At 66.5% G+C, this 17,875-nt stretch carries 19 protein-coding genes; 10 read left to right on the forward strand and 9 right to left on the reverse strand.

The window, feature by feature from the left end:
* Positions 1-101: 101 nt before the first annotated feature.
* The 4 genes from tecA to DTA15_RS36265 all read right to left on the reverse strand — a co-directional run bounded on the left by tecA (position 102) and on the right by DTA15_RS36265 (position 3,325).
* Positions 102-581 carry a type 6 secretion system effector deamidase TecA gene (tecA, locus tag DTA15_RS36250; protein ID WP_006489887.1) on the reverse strand — a complete coding sequence of 160 codons (480 nt, stop codon included), beginning with the start codon at positions 579-581 and terminating at the stop codon, positions 102-104.
* 340 nt (positions 582-921) lie between these two features.
* Positions 922-1,128, reverse strand: coding sequence for a hypothetical protein (locus DTA15_RS36255; protein ID WP_006489891.1), 207 nt, complete (start codon positions 1,126-1,128; stop codon positions 922-924).
* A gap of 305 nt (positions 1,129-1,433) precedes the next feature.
* A complete protein-coding gene (locus DTA15_RS36260; RefSeq protein WP_034178396.1) occupies positions 1,434-2,033 on the reverse strand; it encodes an alpha-ketoglutarate-dependent dioxygenase AlkB family protein in 600 nt (199 codons plus the stop codon).
* A 146-nt stretch (positions 2,034-2,179) separates the two neighbouring features.
* The gene (locus DTA15_RS36265) at positions 2,180-3,325 is read right to left on the reverse strand and encodes a metallophosphoesterase (protein ID WP_006489901.1); all 1,146 of its coding nucleotides are present in this window, start codon (positions 3,323-3,325) and stop codon (positions 2,180-2,182) included.
* Between the two features lie 187 nt (positions 3,326-3,512).
* Here DTA15_RS36265 and DTA15_RS36270 point away from each other — a divergent pair, with 187 nt between their 5' ends.
* The 6 genes from DTA15_RS36270 to DTA15_RS36300 all read left to right on the forward strand — a co-directional run bounded on the left by DTA15_RS36270 (position 3,513) and on the right by DTA15_RS36300 (position 10,708).
* Entirely contained in the window at positions 3,513-4,415 is a 903-nt protein-coding gene (locus DTA15_RS36270; protein ID WP_006489897.1) for a LysR substrate-binding domain-containing protein, read from the forward strand.
* 381 nt (positions 4,416-4,796) lie between these two features.
* Positions 4,797-5,090: a hypothetical protein gene (locus DTA15_RS36275; RefSeq protein ID WP_006489906.1), complete on the forward strand. Its 294-nt coding sequence runs from the start codon at positions 4,797-4,799 to the stop codon at positions 5,088-5,090.
* The gene (gene mdtN, locus DTA15_RS36280; protein ID WP_006489885.1) at positions 5,087-6,136 is read left to right on the forward strand and encodes a multidrug transporter subunit MdtN; all 1,050 of its coding nucleotides are present in this window, start codon (positions 5,087-5,089) and stop codon (positions 6,134-6,136) included. The genes DTA15_RS36275 and mdtN overlap by 4 nt, the downstream gene beginning before the upstream one ends.
* Positions 6,117-8,165: an FUSC family protein gene (locus tag DTA15_RS36285; RefSeq protein WP_012493404.1), complete on the forward strand. Its 2,049-nt coding sequence runs from the start codon at positions 6,117-6,119 to the stop codon at positions 8,163-8,165. The genes mdtN and DTA15_RS36285 overlap by 20 nt, the downstream gene beginning before the upstream one ends.
* The gene (locus DTA15_RS36290; protein WP_006494035.1) at positions 8,152-9,696 is read left to right on the forward strand and encodes a TolC family protein; all 1,545 of its coding nucleotides are present in this window, start codon (positions 8,152-8,154) and stop codon (positions 9,694-9,696) included. The genes DTA15_RS36285 and DTA15_RS36290 overlap by 14 nt, the downstream gene beginning before the upstream one ends.
* Positions 9,697-10,000: 304 nt before the next feature.
* The gene (locus DTA15_RS36300; RefSeq protein ID WP_006483946.1) at positions 10,001-10,708 is read left to right on the forward strand and encodes an MgtC/SapB family protein; all 708 of its coding nucleotides are present in this window, start codon (positions 10,001-10,003) and stop codon (positions 10,706-10,708) included.
* A 43-nt stretch (positions 10,709-10,751) separates the two neighbouring features.
* On the opposite strand, the gene DTA15_RS36305 is transcribed toward DTA15_RS36300, so the two are convergent.
* Positions 10,752-11,471, reverse strand: a complete 720-nt coding sequence (locus DTA15_RS36305; protein WP_006483948.1) for an autoinducer binding domain-containing protein — start codon at positions 11,469-11,471, stop codon at positions 10,752-10,754.
* A 73-nt stretch (positions 11,472-11,544) separates the two neighbouring features.
* On the opposite strand from DTA15_RS36305, the gene DTA15_RS36310 reads away from it, so the two are divergent.
* The 3 genes from DTA15_RS36310 (at position 11,545) to DTA15_RS36320 (ending at position 13,624) form a co-directional block, all read left to right on the forward strand.
* Positions 11,545-11,988, forward strand: coding sequence for a DUF4902 domain-containing protein (locus tag DTA15_RS36310; protein ID WP_012493405.1), 444 nt, complete (start codon positions 11,545-11,547; stop codon positions 11,986-11,988).
* A 210-nt stretch (positions 11,989-12,198) separates the two neighbouring features.
* Entirely contained in the window at positions 12,199-12,807 is a 609-nt protein-coding gene (locus DTA15_RS36315) for an acyl-homoserine-lactone synthase (protein ID WP_006483943.1), read from the forward strand.
* A 52-nt stretch (positions 12,808-12,859) separates the two neighbouring features.
* Positions 12,860-13,624 carry a hypothetical protein gene (locus tag DTA15_RS36320; protein ID WP_006483939.1) on the forward strand — a complete coding sequence of 255 codons (765 nt, stop codon included), beginning with the start codon at positions 12,860-12,862 and terminating at the stop codon, positions 13,622-13,624.
* Positions 13,625-13,828: 204 nt separating this feature from the next.
* Here the strand turns inward: DTA15_RS36320 and DTA15_RS39340 are convergent, their stop codons facing one another.
* Positions 13,829-14,119, reverse strand: coding sequence for a hypothetical protein (locus tag DTA15_RS39340; protein WP_012493406.1), 291 nt, complete (start codon positions 14,117-14,119; stop codon positions 13,829-13,831).
* A gap of 300 nt (positions 14,120-14,419) precedes the next feature.
* Between DTA15_RS39340 and DTA15_RS36330 the strand changes: the two genes are divergently transcribed.
* Positions 14,420-14,806: a VOC family protein gene (locus DTA15_RS36330; RefSeq protein ID WP_006483933.1), complete on the forward strand. Its 387-nt coding sequence runs from the start codon at positions 14,420-14,422 to the stop codon at positions 14,804-14,806.
* 281 nt (positions 14,807-15,087) lie between these two features.
* Here DTA15_RS36330 and ribA read toward each other — a convergent pair whose 3' ends face one another.
* The 3 genes from ribA to DTA15_RS36340 all read right to left on the reverse strand — a co-directional run bounded on the left by ribA (position 15,088) and on the right by DTA15_RS36340 (position 17,432).
* Complete coding sequence (gene ribA / locus DTA15_RS36335; protein ID WP_006483929.1) at positions 15,088-15,732, reverse strand: GTP cyclohydrolase II; 645 nt, start codon at positions 15,730-15,732, stop codon at positions 15,088-15,090.
* A gap of 535 nt (positions 15,733-16,267) precedes the next feature.
* Positions 16,268-16,846 (reverse strand): hypothetical protein, encoded by a 579-nt coding sequence (locus DTA15_RS38410; RefSeq protein ID WP_127837575.1) that lies wholly within the window; start codon positions 16,844-16,846, stop codon positions 16,268-16,270.
* A gap of 205 nt (positions 16,847-17,051) precedes the next feature.
* Entirely contained in the window at positions 17,052-17,432 is a 381-nt protein-coding gene (locus DTA15_RS36340; protein WP_034178395.1) for a hypothetical protein, read from the reverse strand.
* Between the last annotated feature and the right edge of the window lie 443 nt (positions 17,433-17,875).

A 17,875-nucleotide genomic window follows, 5' to 3' on the forward strand; every position in this document is an offset into this window, starting at 1 on the left:
GACGGCGCGACGCCATGCGGAAATCGCCGAACGGCGGGAAGGCGGCCGCGCGGCGCGCCCGGGCCACGGTGGCCGGAGCGGGAGACGGGATGCCGCCCCGCCTACAGGCGCGACAGATGGACGCGAATGGTCGTGCGATCGTACGTAAAGCCGCCGGCCGGATCCGGCTGCAGCGCCCGTGCAAGGTCGACCGGATTCATCCATCCGGCGCCCAGCAGCCCGCCGTTGATCGCGCGAATCCGGGTGCCGCCGACCGCAATCGCCGCATGAAAGACATTGCCGCCGCGCGCGAAGCCGACCGCGGTGCCCGCCGGAATGCTCGCGCGCCCGTCCCACTGATCGCCGGTTTCGAAGTTGAACCGCGTCCTCCACGATTGACCGGCCGTATCGAGCAGCGCATCGGGCGCGATCAGCGCGTCTGCACGCAGCAGATAGCGGACATAGGCCGCGGCGTCGTAGCAGACGCCGCGGGATACGTATTCGTCGATGTTCGCCATCCCGAACATCAGCGCCTGCGCGTGTTTTTGCCGTTCGGCGATGCCGGATTGGGCGACATGCCCGCCTAACTGGGTCAGCTGCACGGATAGCTCCTTTCAGGGAAGCGGGACGTCGTCGTCCCGTCGATGCGATAACTTCATATCTTATTACGATATGACTCGGCATTTTCCAGACGCGCTCGCACCATGCGTGGTTCGCGTTGACTCGGATGCCGCGAGTCCGCGTGCGGGCTTGCGCCACGCATGTCGCATCGTCGGCGCGATGCCCGAGCATCGAACGGCACGGATCATTTGGCGCGACGAACGCCGGCAGACGATCGCCTCGCGCAGCGAAAAACGAAAACGGAAAACGGTCGGGAAAGCACCGTCCGGAAACGGACGGCACAGAGGAAGACGATCCCCGCGCGGGATCGCCGCGACGGCGTCAGGCCGTCACGGCGTCGTCATATTCGGCGCGGGCAAGCTGGCCGGCGGCGTATGCCTCGGCTTCGCCGCGAAAGCCTTCGCGGCTGAACGCCACGACTTTCACGCCGACGCCGGTCGCCCGCTTCACCGTCAGCGCCCATTGCCATCCGCCGTCTTGCTCGAAGACGTGCAGCGAGGGTTCGAAGGAAGGGTCGAGTACGGTCACGCGTTTTGCTCCTGCCCCGTTGCGCGCTGCATCGGCAGCGCACGGAGGCATGTCGAAAGGGGCGCGCCGGTCTGCCGACGCGTTTCTGCCATTCCACAGTCTAGTCAATAATTGTTGCGACGCACCATCAGAGGTTTCACTCACCTATCGGAACCGGGCGGTCGATCGAATCCATCTGTAAGCCTTGCGGGACGGACCTGAGCGCCACGTCCGGCCGCCCCGCCTTGCGTTCGTGCGGCAACGTGCCGCACGCGCGGCCAATTGCTTGCATCGGCCTTTCGTGGATCACCGAAACGGGGCGCGATCTATTCGGCCGCCATCGACACGCGCCGGAACGTCAGGTTGATGCGTTCGCCCTGCACGCCCGGCGCCTTCGGCACGCGGTGCTGCCATTCGGCCTGCGTGCGGCCGCGCATCACGAGCAGGCTGCCATGCACGAGGCGGTACGTGTGCGTGGCGCCAGTCGTGCGATGGCGAAGATCGAACATCCGCATCGCGCCGAGGCTCACGGACGCGATCACCGGCGCGTCGCCGAGTTCGGGTTCGTTGTCCGCGTGCCAGCCGAGGCTGTCCAGCCCGTTGCGATAGCGATTGAGCAGCACGCTGTTGAAACGCACGCCGCACGTCGCCTCGACTGCATGCTTGAGCGCAAGCACGCCCGGCGTCCATGGCTGCGGCACGTTGCGGATGCCCGAATAGACGTACACGGCATCCGGTTCGCCCTGCCACGCGGTGAGCCGCGGCAACGGAATGCGTCCGCGCGGCGTGCGGATCGTGTCCTGCCGCCACGCGACCTCGTCGATCAGCGTGGCCAGCGCGCGGTCGGCTTCGGGCGGCGCAAGCCAGTCCGGGCACCAGTCCACGTCTGGCGCGGGCGTATCAGCGAAAAGATCGGGCGTCGACATGTCGGCAGGAACGGGCGAGGAACGAACGAGGCATGTCTGCATACTAGCCAACGGCGCCGCGCGCCGCCATGCGCCGTCATTCGACGTGGAAAGAAAAGAACGCGGCCGCGCCCCGCGGTGCACGCGTCTCGCCTCGCGGCCCTCCGCTAGCCGCGCGTCAGCCGGATCAGCGTGATCTCGGACGGCACGCCGAAGCGGTTCGGCGGCCCCCAGTAGCCAGTGCCGCGGCTCGTATACAGCCACATGTCGCCGAAGCGGTTCAGCCCGCCGATCACCGGCTGCTGCAACCGTACGAACGGCGGCCACGGCAGGAACTGGCCGCCATGCGTGTGCCCCGACAACTGCACGGTAAAGCCCGCGCGGTTCGCCGCCTCCGCGCTGCGCGGCTGGTGCGCGAGCAGGATCTTCGTGCCGACGTCGCGCGGCGCACCCGCCAGCGCCTGCGCGGGGTCGCTGCGATGCGCGGGATCGAAGCCCCCCGCCGTGAAGTCGGTCACGCCCGCCAGCACCGCGCGCGCGCCGCCGCGCTCGATCAGCACGTGTTCGTTCAGCAGCACCGTCAGCCCGATACGGCGAAATTCGTCGATCCACGCATGCGCGCCTGCGTAGTACTCGTGGTTGCCCGTCACGAGGAAGGTGCCGTGCCGCGAGCGCATCTGGCCGAGCGGCGCCGTGTGTTCGCGCAGGCGCTTGACGGAGCCGTCCACCACATCGCCCGTCACGGCCACCAGGTCGGCGTCGAGCGCATTGACCGCGCGCACGATCCGTTCGATATAAGGCCGCTTGATCGTCGGCCCGACGTGAATGTCGGACAGTTGCACGATCGTCAGCCCGTCCAGCGCGGCCGGCAGCCCGGCAATCGGAATCGACACGCGCTTGACCGCCGCCGTGCGGCGCGCGCCGACGAACCCGATCGCGGTCACGAGCACCGCGGCCGCCAGCACGCCGAGCGCCGTGTCGGGCGCGGCGCCGCTCCATGCGCCGTCATGTCCGAGATGGCGCCACGCGAGCACGCCGAGCAGCACGATGTCGCGCACGAACGTCAGCACCAGCAGCGACGAGAAGAAGCCCATCGCGAGCGCGCCGGCCCAGCCGACCAGCGTCGCGGCCCAGCCTTCGTCGAAGCGGCGCGAGAACATGCCGACCGGGATCAACACGACGAAACTCGCCAGCACGAGCGCCGCGATCGTCCGTGCGAGCGGCGACGCGAACGCATCGGGAATGATGCGCATCCCGACATACAGATGGAACAGCACGCCGATTGCAATGAACCGGACAAAGAAACTTCGCATGAAACGTTCACCTTCGTTGCACGACCGCTTCCACGACGTGCGTCGCACGGGCCGCGATGCCCGGTGCGGCGCGTCGCGCCCTACGCACGATGGTACACAGATCCCGGTCGCGACGACGGGTCGCGCCTCACGGTGCCGCGCCGTGCGGCTTCGCGCGATAATCGGCCATCCTCCCGCTGCCCGATCCATGCGCTTCGATCTCGTCGACCTCAAACTTTTCACGCACATCGCGGAAGCGAACAGCCTGACGCGCGGCGCCGAACGCGCGCACCTGTCGGTGCCGGCCGCCAGCACGCGCATCAAGCACCTCGAGGAACAGGTCGGCGTGAAGCTGCTGAGCCGCACGAGCCAGGGCGTCACGCTGACCGCGCCGGGCGAGACGCTGCTCGCGCATGCGCGCCGCGTGCTGCGCCAGCTCGAGCAACTGACCGGCGACCTGCAGGAATATGCATCGGGCGTGAAAGGCCACGTGCGCGTGTTCGCGAACACCACGGCGATGAGCGAGTTCCTGCCGGGCGTGCTGCGCCACTATCTCGTCGACCATCCGGACGTGACGATCGACATGCAGGAGCGGCTGAGTCCCGACATCGTGCGCGCGGTGCAGGAAGGCATGATCGACATCGGCATCGTCGCCGGCGACGTGCGCACCGACGGGCTGCAGGCGATGCCGTACCGGCGCGACCGCCTCGTGCTCGCGACCGCGCTCGGGCATCCGCTCGCCGGCCTGGCATCGACGCCGTTCGTCGCGACGCTCGACCACGACTTCATCGGCCTGCCCGAAGCGAGCGCGATCCACGCGTTCCTGAAACGCGCGGCCGCCGACGTGCAGCGCACGCTGCGCTGGCGCATCCAGGTCAGCAACTTCGAGACCGCGTGCCGGATGATCGAGGCGAACGTCGGCGTCGGCGTGCTGCCCGAAGGCACCGCGCGCCGTCATGCGAAGACGATGGCGCTGCGTCTCGTCGCGCTCGAAGACGACTGGGCCGAGCGCCAGTTGCAGATCTGCGTCGCCGATCTCGATGCGCTGCCGCGCTTCGCGCGCGATCTCGTCGACCTGCTCGTCGAGGACGCGCGCGGTCAGCCTGACTGAGCGCATTCGCATGCGTTCGACGGGCAATCGGCGTGTTACGCGCCGATTCCGCTACGTCGGCATCGCAAATTCCGCTGCGTGATGTCGTCTGACGATCCTTTACAGTCCGTTAGCAACCCTACGCGAGCTTGGGCTGGCAAAATCGCGGCGTTCCGGCCGTCGCTGCCGACACGCGCGGCCGGACCGTCCGGCATGACCGACGGCGCGGCCACCGCCGGCCTCGGCCCATGCCGCAAACGCGTGCCGGATCGCTGGCGGTCCGCATCGCGCTGATTTATGATCGGCTCCGTATCCTGGAATCGTCGTCGCGGCCCGGCCGGTCGCGACGATCCGCATTGCGCCGCGCCCGGCATCCACCCCCAACGTCGAGCTCGTCACCCCATGAGAAAAACAACGCCGCGCGCGCCCCTGCGCATCGCCGCCGTCCTGGCGCCCGCCCTGCCGCTCGCGGGCTGCGCATCGCGCGGCGCACCGTCCTACGTGCTGTTCGGCGCGTACTTCCCGCTGTGGCTCGTCAGCGCGATCGTCGGCATCGTCGGCGCGATCGTCGCGCACCGCGTGTTCGTCGCGACCGGCTGGGCCGCGACGGTGCCTTACCAGCTCGCCGTCTGCACCGCGATCGGGCTCGTGATCGCCGTGATCGTCTGGCTCACCGGCACGGGGCCGTTCGCATGAAGGCCGCCGGCATCGCCCGCCCCTCCGTCAAAGGCCGCGTGATCGCGCTCGCGATCGTCGCGCTCGGCATCGCGGCGCTCGCGTACGCGTACCACCGCACGACGGCCTACCCGTCCACCGACGACGCGTCGATCGACGCCGACGTCGTGCACGTCGCGTCGCCGGTCGGCGGCCGCATCGTGCAGCTCGCCGTGCATGAAAACCAGCGCGTCGCGAAAGGCGACCTGCTGTACGTGATCGATCCCGTGCCGTACCGGCTGACCGTCGCGCAGGCGCAGGCCGATCTCGAACTCGCGCGCGCGTCGCTCGACACGCGCCGCCGTTCGCTGATCGGCGAGCGCTCGAATGCGTCCGTCGCCGCCGAGCAGGTCAAGCGCGCGACGCAGAACCACGATCTCGCGACGCGCGACGTGAACCGGCTCGCGCCGCTCGCCGCGCAGGGCTACGTCAGCGCGCAGCAGTTCGATCAGGCGAAGGTGCGCCAGCGCGACGCGGCCGTGTCGCTCGCGCAGGCGCAGGAGCAGCAGCGCGCGTCCGCGCAGACGATCGGCGACGACGCCGACGCGATCGCGACGCTGCATGCGCGCGAAGCCGCGCTGGCCCGCGCGCAGCATGCGCTCGACGATACGGTCGTGCGTGCGCCGCACGACGGGCTCGTGACGGGCCTGAGCGTGCTTCCCGGCGAAACCCTCGCGCCGAACCAGTCGATCTTCACGCTGATCGACGCGAGCGAATGGTTCGCGGTCGGCAATTTCCGCGAGACGTCGCTGAACCGCATCGCCGTCGGCGACTGCGCGACCGTCTATTCGATGATCGACCGCGACCGCCCGATGACCGGCAAGGTCGTCGGCATCGGCGCCGGCATTGCGGACAGCGACCGCATCAACCTGCCGCGCTCGCTGCCGATCGTGCAGCGCTCGGTGAACTGGGTGCACGTCGCGCAGCGCTTCCCGGTGCGCGTGAAGCTCGACGAACCCGACGGCAAGCTCGTGCGTGTCGGCGCGAGCGCGATCGTCGAGGTCCGGCATGGCTCGGCCTGCCGCTGACGTCCGCTCGCCGGGCCCGCGCGAAGTCCTGCGGCTGCTCGCGCCGTTTCCGGGACGCGCGGCCATGGCCGTGCGCGTCGCGCTGATCTGCGCGCTCGTCGTGCTCGTGACGAGCGGGTACGGCACGCCCGAAGCCGCGATTTCCGCGTACGTCGTGTTCTTCCTGAACCGCGCCGATCGCGTGACGAGCGCCGTGCTCGCGGTCGCGATGCTGTTGCTCGTCACGATCGTGATCGCGCTCGTGATCGGCGTCGCGATCTTCAGCATCGAGTATTCGGTGCTGCGCGTCGCGTGCATGGCCGTGCTGTCGGTCGGGCTGCTCTACCTGACGTCCGCCAGCAAGCTGCGCCCCGTCGGCGCAATCCTCGCGATGATCGTCGGTTTCGGGCTCGACCAGCTGGGCCTCGCGCCGGTCGGCGAAGCCGCGACGCGCGCGCTGCTCTATGCCTGGCTGATGGTCGCGATCCCGGTCGGCGTCGCGATCGTCGTCAACCTGCTGATCGCGCCATCGCCGCGCAAGCTCGCGCACACGCAGCTCGCGAAGCGGCTGCGGCTCGCCGCGCGGCGGCTGCGCGGCGACGACGACGCGCGCGCCGGGTTCGACGCCAGCCTGCGCGAAAGCGACAAGCCATTGCTCACGTGGCTCAAGCTGTCGAAGCTCGAAGGCTCGTCGTCGGGCGCGGATGTCGTCGCGTTGCGGCAGGCCGTCGCGTCGAGCACCGCGCTGCTCGTGGCGGTGGCGCTCGCGGATCGCGAACCGCAGGCGCGGCTGCCCGACGCGTTCGCCACGCCGATCGCGACGACGCTCGACGAGATGGCCGCGATCCTCGAACGGGGCGGCTATCCGGTCGACGTGACGCTCGCGCTGCCAGCCGCCGATGCGCTGCCGCCGCTCGCACGCGTCGTCGCGACGGACCTGCACACCGCGATCACGCGGTTCGCGGAACCGCCCGCGATCGACACGGCGGCCGCGCCGGCCGATACCGCCGACGCGCGCGCCGCCGGCCAACCGGCCGCACCCGCGGCACCGCCCGCGCCGCGCGGCGGCTTCTTCCTGCCGGACGCACGCACCAATCCCGACCATATCCGCTATGCGCTGAAGACGACGGTCGCGGCGATGTTCTGCTACCTGCTGTACTCGCAACTCGACTGGTCGGGCATCCATACCTGCTTCATCACCTGCTACATGGTGTCGCTCGGCTCGACGGCCGAAACGGTCGAGAAGCTCACGCTGCGCATCGCCGGCTGCATCGTCGGCGCGCTGATCGGCACCGCCGCGCTCGTGTTCGTCGTCCCGTCGCTGTCGTCGATCGGCGAACTGATGGCGCTCGTCTTCGTCGGCGCGTGGCTGTCCGCGTGGGTCGCGTTCGGATCGCCGCGCATCGCGTACGCGGGCTTCCAGGTCGCGTTCGCGTTCTTCCTGTGCGTGATCCAGGGCGCGGGCCCCGGCTTCGACCTGACGCTCGCGCGCGATCGCACGATCGGCATCCTGCTCGGCAACGTGGTCGTGTATCTCGTGTTCACGCGCATCTGGCCGGTCAGCATCGGCAAGCAGATCGACACGGCGCTCGCGGCGCTGCTCGACCAGTGGCGGCGCGTGACGCAGATCGCGCAGCCGGCCGAACGGCGCGCGCTGGCCGCCGACGCGTTCGCCCGTCACGGCGCGATCTCGCAGGAGCTCGGCCTGATCCACTACGAACCGTCGTGGGTGCGGCCGGCCGCGACGTGGCTGGCCACGCGGCGACGCGCGCTCGCGGAACTCGGCGCGCTCGAAGGCCCGCTGTTCCTGCTCGCCGAACGCAAGCCGGGCGACGCGGCGATCGGCGCGCAACTCTCGCGCGTCACTGACCCGGGCGACGACGAAACGACGCCCCGCACGCCTGCCCCGGCGCCACCGTCGAGCGCCGCCGCCCCCACCGACCCCGCGCGCGACGCGCTGCTGAACCTGATCGACACGCGGCTCGCGCGGATCGCCGACGCCGCCCGTCAAGCCACACCGAAGGAGCCTGCCCCTCATGCGCGTACCTGAACCACCGGCCGCCTCGATCGCCGCCGCCGCGCTCGCGACCGCCGTCGCGCTGGCCGGCTGCGCGACGTCGTCGATCGATCTGGCGCCGGCGGCGCCCGACCGCCCGTGGCAGCCGCAAACGTCGGCCGCGGGCGACATCGTGGCGGCGCCACCGCGCGCATCCACGCAAGGTGCGCACGACTACACGCTGCCTGCGTCGCCGGCGCTCGCGTCGGTGTCGGCGCCGGCCGCGCTCGATGCCGCGCACGCGTACACGCTGCCCGAGCTGATCGATCTCGCCGAATCGGCGAACCCGCTGACCCGCATCGCCTGGAACGACGCGCGCAACGCGGCGCTCGCGGTCGGCCTCGCCAAGTCCGCCTATCTGCCGCGCCTGTCCGCGACGGCAATGGGCGCGTACCAGGCGAACCACGGCTCGACGTCGACGATCCTCGGCGATTCGTCGAGCAACACCACCGTGCACGGCACGATTTCGGCGCTGTCGCTGCAATGGCTGCTGTTCGATTTCGGCGGCCGCGCGGCGCGCGTCGAAGCGGCCGAACAGGCATCGATCGCGTCGAACGTCGCGTTCACGGCCGTGCACCAGCAGGTGATCCACGACGTGACCGTCTCGTACTACCGCTACGAAGCCGCCCGCGCGCGCGCGCTGAGCGCGCAACAGGGCCTCGCGAACGCGGACGCGATCCTCGCGGCGTCCCGCGCGCGGCTCAAGCACGGCGTCGGCACGGTCGTCGAGCTCGCGCAGGCGACGCAGAACCGCGCGCAGGCGAACCTCGCGCTCGTGCAGGCGAACGGCGCCGAGAGCGACGGCTACCTCGCGCTCGTCTCCGCGCTCGGCATCTCGCCGCTGTCGAAGCCGACGATCGCCGCGCTGCCGAAGCGGCCGCTGCCGCCTGCGCTCGGCTCGTCGGTCGACGCGATCGTGTCGGACGCAATCGCACGCCGGCCCGACCTGCAGGGCGCGTTCGCGGTCGAAAAGGCCAATCGCGCAAAGATCAAGGCCGCGGAAGCCGCGTTCATGCCGAAGATCTTCCTGTCCGCGTCGACGTCGTATGCGAGCGGCGGCACGGCCATCTCCGCGCTGCCCGCGATCGGCGACCAGGCGCCGACCGTCAACCTGAACGGCAGCCGCTACGGCGGCGGCGTGTTCCTCGGCGTGACGATTCCGCTGTACGACGGCGGCCTGCGCTCGGCCGTGCTGATGCAGGCGCGCAACGACGCGCAAAGCGCGTCCGCGCGCCTCACGCGGACCAAGGAGGAAGCGGTGCGCCAGGTCGTCGCCGCGCAGAACGCGGTGCAGACGAGCCTGGCGTCGCACGACGCCGCGAAGGCGCTCGTCGATGCCGCGCAAACCAGCTACGACGCGGCGCTGACCGCGTACCGGAACGGCGTCGGCTCGGTCACCGACGCGACGATCGCGCAAAGCCAGTTGCTCGCCGCGCGCAACGCGGAAGTCGACAGCTATGCCGGCGCATTGTCGGCCGCCGCCGCGCTCGCGCTCGCGACGGGCACGATCGGCGCGGCGCAGTAGCGCCGCCGCCAGGCGGTTGACGCAGGCGCGCGCCGCCCACTAGAATGCCGCCCATTCTTCCTTCAGGAACCATCGTGGACAGTTGCAGCACTCCGTTGCGTGCGCCGCTTGCCGCCTGAACGCCTGTCCGCCGCAGTTCTCCTGCCACGGCTCGCGTTCCGCGAGCCGCACGCTCACCCCGTTCACACTGAATGACGCATTCGCGCGGTACAGTACCGCGCGATGACGGCTATCGCCGCGTCGCGTTCGGCCTTGCGCCGCGGCGACGCGCGCCGGCATGCGCTTCTTGCACGGCAGGACAACCATGACTTTCGATTTCGCACTCCGTCTTTTCACCGCGTTCGCCTGCGGCGTCGCCATCGGCCTCGAGCGCCAGATGCGCCAGCGCACGGCCGGCCTGCGCACCATCACGCTCGTCGCGAGCGGCGCATGCCTGTTCGTCACGCTCGGCGTGCTGACCGGCAACGGCGTCGCGGGCGTCACGCAGATCGCCGCGTACGTCGTGTCGGGCGTCGGCTTTCTCGGCGGCGGCGTGATCATGCGCGACAAGGGTTCGATCCAGGGCATCAACACGGCCGCGACGCTGTGGTGCTCGGCCGCCGTCGGCGTGCTGGCCGGCTCCGGTCACTACGTGCCCGCGCTCGCCGGCACGGGTGTCGTGCTGCTCACCAATACGGTGCTGCGCGGCGTCAGCCAGGCCATCAACGCGACGCCCGTCTCCAACGCCGACCTCGTGCGCGAATACCAGATCACCGTGATTTGCCTCGCCGCCGACGAAGTGCACATCCGCACGCTGCTGTCGAACGCGATGTATGCGAAGCCGCTGTCGTTCCAGAGCCTCACGAGCGAGGACGTGCCCGACCAGCCGGACCGGCTGAAGGTGACCGCGACGCTGAAGCTGCATCCGAAGGATCAGCAGAAGCTCGAGCAGATCGCGAGCCGGATGAGCATGGAGAAAAGCATTTCCAGCGTGAGCTGGACCGCGAAGGAAGCGGAGCCGATGATGGAGTGAGCCGCGTGGCGGCCGCCGCATCCGGCGCCGCCGTCGCGTTGCGTCAGGGTGCTTCGATGAGCCCGGCCGAGATCGCCTTGACGACCGCCTGGACCTTGTTGGTCGCGCCGAGCTTCTCGAGGATGTTGTTCACGTGGAAGTTGACCGTCCGCTCCGAGATGCTGAGGATCTGGCCGATTTCGCACGCGGTCTTGCCCTCGGCCGTCCAGCACAGCACCTCGCGCTCGCGCGCGGTCAGCGTGACGCCCGCCGCCGGCGACAGCTTCGGCACCATGAAGCGGCTCATCAGCGAATGCGACAGGTTTGCGAGCCAGTTGGTCTGCAGCGTCAGCATGTTGATCTCGGCCGGCGTCAGCCGGTCGGCATGGCGGGCGATGCTTAGCAGCCCGAACGCGCCGCGCGCCGCCCAGCTCGACTGCGCGACGCCCACCGACAATCCGAAATCGCGCGCGTCCTGCCACAGCGGGCACGGATCGATCCGGTCGACGTCCGGCCACACGATCATGTTGGTGTTGAGCGCGCCGTCACGAACCGTCGAATCGATCTCGATGTAGTTCTGCGCCTGGTAGTGCGCCATCCAGCCGTCCGGATAGGTATCGAAGATGGCGACGGCCGGCTTCGAAACGGGCAGCGGTACGCGAATGCCGTAACAGCAGTATTCGAATCCGAGCCGCTTGGAATAGGCGGCGATCCGCTGGAAGAGCTGCTGCTCGTCCTCCGCGGCGCTGAATTGTTGGTAGGCATCCTGCCAGCGCAGTTCCATTCTTTCTCCGACAACGTCACGCTGTCATACTTGTCAGGTTTCAGTACCCGTTCGAGGCTGATACATTCCGCGCATGACTTCACCCTTGCTGCACCCTGTCCCCGGCCCGTCCCCGGACGGCTACGTACGCCTGTCAGAAGGCGCACTGGCCGCACTCGTGCTCGACCATGTCGCGAGCGGCCTCGATCCGTCGCTGCTGGCCGAACTGCGCGACAACGCGATCGACGCCCGCCTCGCCGGCTATACCGAATGGCATCGCACGGCCGGTGCCGGCGTCGCCTACGTGACGGTCGGCTGGGACTGGTACCTCGAACGCGCGACGGGCACGTTCGTGATCGCGGGCGGCGACGTTCGCAGCAACGTGATGGCCATCGACGCCAAGGGCGCCGACATCGGCATGTTGCGCACGGCCGCCGCGCTCGCCGCACGACTCGCCGCCCTCGACTGGCCCGCCGCGGTCGCGTCGGCCCTGCTCGGGCACAACGACGCCTATCATGCCGGTCCGACGCTCCAGTGACAACCGGCCGCGCATTCCTCTGACGATTTTGCAAGACTGGCGCTCTTTATAAGCAAAAGCGGCGCGGTTTTCAATCCCGTTGATCAAGAAACCGTTACCACGTCCCGAATGGCGTCTTTACGCCGTCACCCTGTAAGAGTTACCAGTTACAGGCTCCTCGTGCCGCGCGCTGTAATGCACGCATACAAAAGCACAGATCCGAGGACATCCATGCAGACCTTCGTTCACGAGGAAGGGCGGTTGCCACACGAACTCGCGGCGGATCTCGGGCGCTATCGGCGCCGCGTGTTCGTCGAGCAGCTCGGTTGGGCGCTCCCGTCGGCGAACGAAAGTTTCGAGCGTGACCAGTTCGATCGCGACGATACCGTCTACGTGTTCGCGCGAAACGCCGACGGCGACATGTGCGGATGTGCGCGCCTGCTGCCGACGACGCGCCCGTATCTGCTGAAGTCGCTGTTCGCCGACCTGGTCGCCGAGGACATGCCGCTGCCGCAATCGGCCGCCGTCTGGGAATTGTCGCGATTCGCGGCGACCGACGACGAAGGCGGTCCGGGCAACGCCGAATGGGCCGTGCGGCCGATGCTCGCGGCCGTCGTCGAATGCGCGGCCCAGCTCGGGGCGCGGCAGTTGATCGGCGTGACGTTCGCGAGCATGGAGCGGCTGTTCCGCCGGATCGGCATACACGCGCACCGCGCAGGCCCGCCGAAGCAGGTAGATGGGCGTCTGGTGGTCGCGTGCTGGATCGACATCGATCCGCAAACGTTTGCTGCGCTAGGAATCGAGCCGGGGCAAGCCGCCCGGCAAGCTATCGCCGCCTGAGCCGGAACGCGCGTTTCCGTCCGGGGCGGCATCGTAACGAAGGAGAACCAACGTGGACCAGTCTCAGGTCTTTCGCGCGATGATGCCCGGGTTGACGAGCGCCAGCGGCGCCCGCGTCACGGTCGCCTATCCGTCGTTTCCCAGGCCGTTGCCGCTCGTGCGGCTCGACCGCCGCGGGCTCGTGTTTCGTGCCGCCGGCGCCGCACCGCTCGTGTGCGGGCTGCCGCGCCCGGCAACCCTGCTGGTCGCGGACGAGCCGCTGTGCTCGCTGCGCCTCGTGATCCGCGACATCGCCGCGACCGGCGACGGCCGCCACGACCTGACGATGCAGCCGTCCGGCGCCGCCGGTGACGAATTGCTGTGGCACGCGTTGCGCGATCGCGAGCCGTACCGGCGAATTCGGCACCCGCTCGCGCCGGTCGATCTGCCCGTTCCCATCGACGGCGAACCGCATGCGGCGGCCGGCGAAACCGCTGCGCGCCCGTCGCGCAGCGCGGCTTTCCGCCTGCCCTGCCACAGCGACGCGCTGTTCTTCGCGGACTGGCTCGAATATCACTTCGATGAACTGCGCGCATTGTCGCAACAGCACGGGCCGCAACTGCAGCTCAATCAGCTCGAACGACAGGTTGACGATGACGAGGTCGGCGTGCGTTTCGTCTACGACATCGACGGGCATGCGACGCGACACGCATTGACCGACTGCGCGCGCGAGGCATGTGCATGGATCGAGACGGAGATGCGCAGCAAATACGCGCTGCCCGTCGCGCAAGAGCGGTTTGGCGCGTTTGCCGCGCATGCGCGGGCCGGCGGCATGTGAATGCGGCCGTGCCGCGGGCCGCCACCAGGCGGGTTGCGCGGCGGCAAGTTGTGCAGATACAACGAGCGCTTGCAAACGTCCGGGTTTTCCCTTAAATTTACGTCTGTCTCCTCCATGTCTCCAAACATGGATTCAGCCCGCTCCAGCAGCGGGCTTTTTTATTGCCTGAACAGTTTGCGGGGCCACATCACCTCCTGCGCGCGACTAGCCCGCCGGACCCAAGGTGGCCGGGCGTAGCCAGTAGTAACGCACCGCAAATATCAGCGCGACCGTGACGACCAGGATCAGCAGCAGGTACAACCAGCCCTTTCTGGTCGTCGGCAGGTCCGTCAGGGCACCGACTTCGCCCGTCAGCGCCGCCAACGCGACCATCGCCAGGCCGGCCAGCACCAACGTCCCCTTTGCCACCCATCCGAACGCGGCCTCCAGCCCGGCTGCCCATCGCGACTGGCGGTAAGGTCCGGCAACCGGCCGGCGCAGATCGGGCTTACCCATTCGTCAGTTCCCTACCGGCATGCGCGTGCGCGCACGTCGTGCGGCAAGCGCCGCCGATCGCATGAATGCGAAGGTCTTGTTGATGGGCAGCCGCTGCGATGCGGAGTGCGCACACTCGATCGAAATGCGTCATGTTTTCTTTCGCGAGACGAGGCTCAGCACAATTCGATTCGTTTGGCCGGGCCGAATCGATATCGTTCGATACAGCCAGTATCGCCCGAAACACGATCCGCTCGCCTCGCCCAATCGCGATCGGCCGGCTTATCATTGACCGGCCAGCCACTTCCCGTCGAGGTCATCTTGCACGCCCATCTGCGCATTGCCCGCCCGGTCAACAACCTCGCCCGCACCGAACGCATGTATCGCGACGGCCTCGATCTGTCGGTACTGGCGCGCTTCGACGATCACGACGGCTTTTCCGGCGTAATGCTCGGCCGCGAAGGCCTCGACTATCACTTCGAGTTCACACACTGCCCCGACCATCCGATCGCGCCGTCGCCGACGCCCGAGGATTTGATCGTGTTCTACCTGCCCGATCGGCCGAAATGGGAAGCCGCCTGCGAGCGCGCGACCGCACACGGCTTCATGCCCGTGACGTCGTTCAATCCGTACTGGGAAATTTCCGGCCAGACCTTCGAGGATGCCGACGGTTACCGGATCGTGTTGCAGAACGGTACGTGGCGCTGATGGGCTGACGTGCGTGAGCCGTTACACGGCGGGGTGGTTGCCGCCGGTGGTAGCACATCCGCACTCGCCGGTCGCCAACGATGCAGCGTCAGACGTTCGATATCGATTCGATGGCGTGATCGTTACGGGGGTACGGAAGGACGACTGTGGACTCAATGCAGATGACGCCACAAGCGCGGCACTGGAACGCATGAGGGGAAGGAAGTCGCGATCGTCGCTAGTACCAGCGACGATCGGAAGAATTGCTGACGAGAAACGAGCGCTAGCGCCGCCCGCTTGGGTTACTCGTTTTCCTCGAAGTAATGCCCGAACTTCGTCTGCTTCGTGCGGATATAACGCTCGTTTTCCTCGCGCACGGGCACCGCAAGCGCCACGCGCTCGCAGACGGGAATGCCATGCTTCACGAGCGTATCGAATTTCTTCGGATTGTTGCTCATCAGCCGCACCGACGTCACGCCGAGGATGCGCAGGATCGCAGCGGCCGAGTCGTACTCGCGGGCGTCGTCGGGCAAGCCGAGATCGAGGTTCGCCTCGACGGTGTCGCGCCCCTGCTCCTGCAACGCGTACGCGCGGATCTTGTTGCTCAGGCCGATGCCGCGGCCTTCATGGCCGCGCAGATACAGCAGCACGCCTCGGTCTTCGGCCGCGATGTAACGCAATGCGAGATCGAGTTGCTCGCCGCAGTCGCAGCGGTACGAGCCGAACACGTCACCGGTCAGGCATTCGGAATGCAGCCGGGTCAGCACGGACTGCTCGCCCGTCACGTCGCCCATCACGAGCGCGAGATGTTCGGCATCGCTGCCCGATACGCGAAACGCGTATGACGTGAACGTACCGTAGCGCGTAGGCAGCGACGCCGTGGCGACGAGCGTCACGCACTCGTCGGCCTGGCCATTGCCCGGCGTGGGCAAACCTGAATCTGTCATAAGTAATTGATTTCGTGGAGTTTCTTCGGTCTGCCGCGTAAGTCGTCGCGTAGGTACAAAAATACAGACCTCTACTGCGGGAGTTTACCTCACAGGACCCCGGCGGGTACTCTGGCGCAGGAGGCCGCAAGCTACTTCCCGCACCTCTTCACGGGTAGCGTGAATTGGACTCCATCGGGTGCGCGCACCCTGCTTCACCACTGACGCTGACAGCTCGATTAGGGCCTGTCTGATCGCCGCATGTACCGGTTCACCGACCACGCTTGGTGCGCGCCGCGCAAGCTCGCTCACTACGTCAAAGTCACGTTGCAGGATGCTCGCGACATGTGCGACCAGTTCCGGGCGCTCGCGTGTGGAGCGCTTAATTTGCGCAACCGAGATCGGCGTCAAAGCGATGGGTTCGAGCGCTGCGGGGCTCATGTAGTCGGGGTTCATAGGCCGACAGTTTACCGTGACGATGTAGTAGATTTGCTGTCATCCCAAGTCGGGTTGGTGACAATGAGTTACCGCAGGGCACAGTTGCCGGGACTGCGCCCTACCATCGCCCTGATGCGCTTCCGTAAGCCGGTTCACGGCAGGCGGCATCATAGTTCAACCGTTGCCGCAGTATTTCAGGACCAACAACTAGCAGTTGGTCTGCCACGTTCGTAGCCGCGAGTTCATTTAGGAAGTTCGGCCGCTCCGGCCATGACGCACAGCCGCTTTGAAGCTCATCAATATACGTAGCGGGTGCCGACAACCTCTTAAATCGCCCCATCGTCGCAATATCCAAATCACGGTAATGATATGGATTGATCGCCGGCAGATATATATGGGAAGTGAAATCAAGCTCCAAATTTTCGGTGAATATGCCCTGAACTACATTTGGAAACTTCTCAACGATTTGCGACAGCACATCACCCGGCGACGTACCATACCACTCAGCGGGCTTACCGTTCGGAAGCTCCTTCCTCCCCCATGCACAATTTTGCCTCAAATAAGACTCAATGCCTTTAATGTCGGAATGCAATTCGCGCGGAATATGAAAGGCAGCAAAAAGCGTATAGTAGATATTCGTTGTGGTCTGCCATGTTCTATCCCACAGCGATCTAGTTGTACTCCCGATCTTCGTCATCCCTATGTTGTAGGGGTCCGAGCAAAGATAAATCCAACCATTTTCGCGCGGACTTGGACCGCCGGGATGAGACGGACTCTCTATATCTATATAGACGGACATTTCATGGCACCAGTTTGTAAGTTACAGCGTCCCTATCTTTGGGTATCGATGACATGCTGGCAACGGCCCCGCCATCTCTAGTGGATCGCGGGGAGTTTCTATTTTACAGACCTGATTGCACTTGCTCCACACAGTTAAGCCGCGCCTCTGCAATCCCGTCGCTCTCATCAGTGATGCCGTGCATATAAATGTCATCAGCGATGTTAAGCGCCACGCGCGTCACAACGGGACGTTGTGCGGGCGTCAAATCCGGCTGACGCGCGATCATACGTGCGGTTACGTCCTTGAACTTGTAACGTGAAATACCCTTCTTGTTCGCCTGCGCGGCCAATCCACCGAACGTCTTAAGACTATCGCAAAACTGGTCTGTCGCGTTGTTCTGCAATTGCGCCTGATAGTTGCTAAGCGCGTCCCGTAGACTCTGCTGCGCCGATGCCGACCCGGCCGCTACACACAAACACAAAGCGACTGCAAATTTCCTCATGGTGGTTCCCCGTTGTTAGCTGGCAGTAATTGACCGGTAAGTTCCCCGGCTTATTGATCAACTGTGCGTTGACTCGGCAAATCTTAAGACCCTGCCAGCAGAACGGCAACGAAAATCGTATGACGATTTACGACATATTCCCCACCAAGGAAGGAAAAAATGCCCGTGCGAACAGTGACGAGCGCACGGGCCAACAAACCGCACAACCGAGGCTGGCATGCGGGGACTACGAGGGTCCATTCTACAGACCGTCCGAGCGCGCAATCGTTCGAATAGGCGTTCTTTTACAGACCATACCTACTGTACAGGAACTTTTTTTGCAAAGTGTACAGGTCGAACGGGGCATTTTACCCGCACGCAACCTAATTTCATGGCATGGGGAAAATTTTTATACATTTCCCAAAAATACCCGTAAATATTAATTATGAGAAATATTGGAGGTT

It is taken from the genome of Burkholderia cenocepacia (assembly GCF_900446215.1).
In the GTDB taxonomy this organism is placed as follows: Bacteria; Pseudomonadota; Gammaproteobacteria; order Burkholderiales; family Burkholderiaceae; genus Burkholderia; species Burkholderia cenocepacia.

Bases quoted from the DNA above. Each gene is read 5' to 3' on its own strand.
- DTA15_RS36270 (WP_006489897.1), top strand. From the start codon at position 3,513: ATGCGCTTCGATCTCGTCGACCTCAAACTTTTCACGCACATCGCGGAA.
- DTA15_RS36305 (WP_006483948.1), bottom strand. From the start codon at position 11,471: ATGGAACTGCGCTGGCAGGATGCCTACCAACAATTCAGCGCCGCGGAG.
- DTA15_RS36300 (WP_006483946.1), top strand. From the start codon at position 10,001: ATGACTTTCGATTTCGCACTCCGTCTTTTCACCGCGTTCGCCTGCGGC.
- mdtN (WP_006489885.1), top strand. From the start codon at position 5,087: ATGAAGGCCGCCGGCATCGCCCGCCCCTCCGTCAAAGGCCGCGTGATC.
- DTA15_RS36275 (WP_006489906.1), top strand. From the start codon at position 4,797: ATGAGAAAAACAACGCCGCGCGCGCCCCTGCGCATCGCCGCCGTCCTG.
- DTA15_RS36260 (WP_034178396.1), bottom strand. From the start codon at position 2,033: ATGTCGACGCCCGATCTTTTCGCTGATACGCCCGCGCCAGACGTGGAC.
- DTA15_RS39340 (WP_012493406.1), bottom strand. From the start codon at position 14,119: ATGGGTAAGCCCGATCTGCGCCGGCCGGTTGCCGGACCTTACCGCCAG.
- DTA15_RS36315 (WP_006483943.1), top strand. From the start codon at position 12,199: ATGCAGACCTTCGTTCACGAGGAAGGGCGGTTGCCACACGAACTCGCG.
- DTA15_RS36285 (WP_012493404.1), top strand. From the start codon at position 6,117: ATGGCTCGGCCTGCCGCTGACGTCCGCTCGCCGGGCCCGCGCGAAGTC.
- DTA15_RS36265 (WP_006489901.1), bottom strand. From the start codon at position 3,325: ATGCGAAGTTTCTTTGTCCGGTTCATTGCAATCGGCGTGCTGTTCCAT.
- DTA15_RS36290 (WP_006494035.1), top strand. From the start codon at position 8,152: ATGCGCGTACCTGAACCACCGGCCGCCTCGATCGCCGCCGCCGCGCTC.
- DTA15_RS36310 (WP_012493405.1), top strand. From the start codon at position 11,545: ATGACTTCACCCTTGCTGCACCCTGTCCCCGGCCCGTCCCCGGACGGC.
- ribA (WP_006483929.1), bottom strand. From the start codon at position 15,732: ATGACAGATTCAGGTTTGCCCACGCCGGGCAATGGCCAGGCCGACGAG.
- DTA15_RS36340 (WP_034178395.1), bottom strand. From the start codon at position 17,432: ATGAGGAAATTTGCAGTCGCTTTGTGTTTGTGTGTAGCGGCCGGGTCG.
- DTA15_RS38410 (WP_127837575.1), bottom strand. From the start codon at position 16,846: ATGACGAAGATCGGGAGTACAACTAGATCGCTGTGGGATAGAACATGG.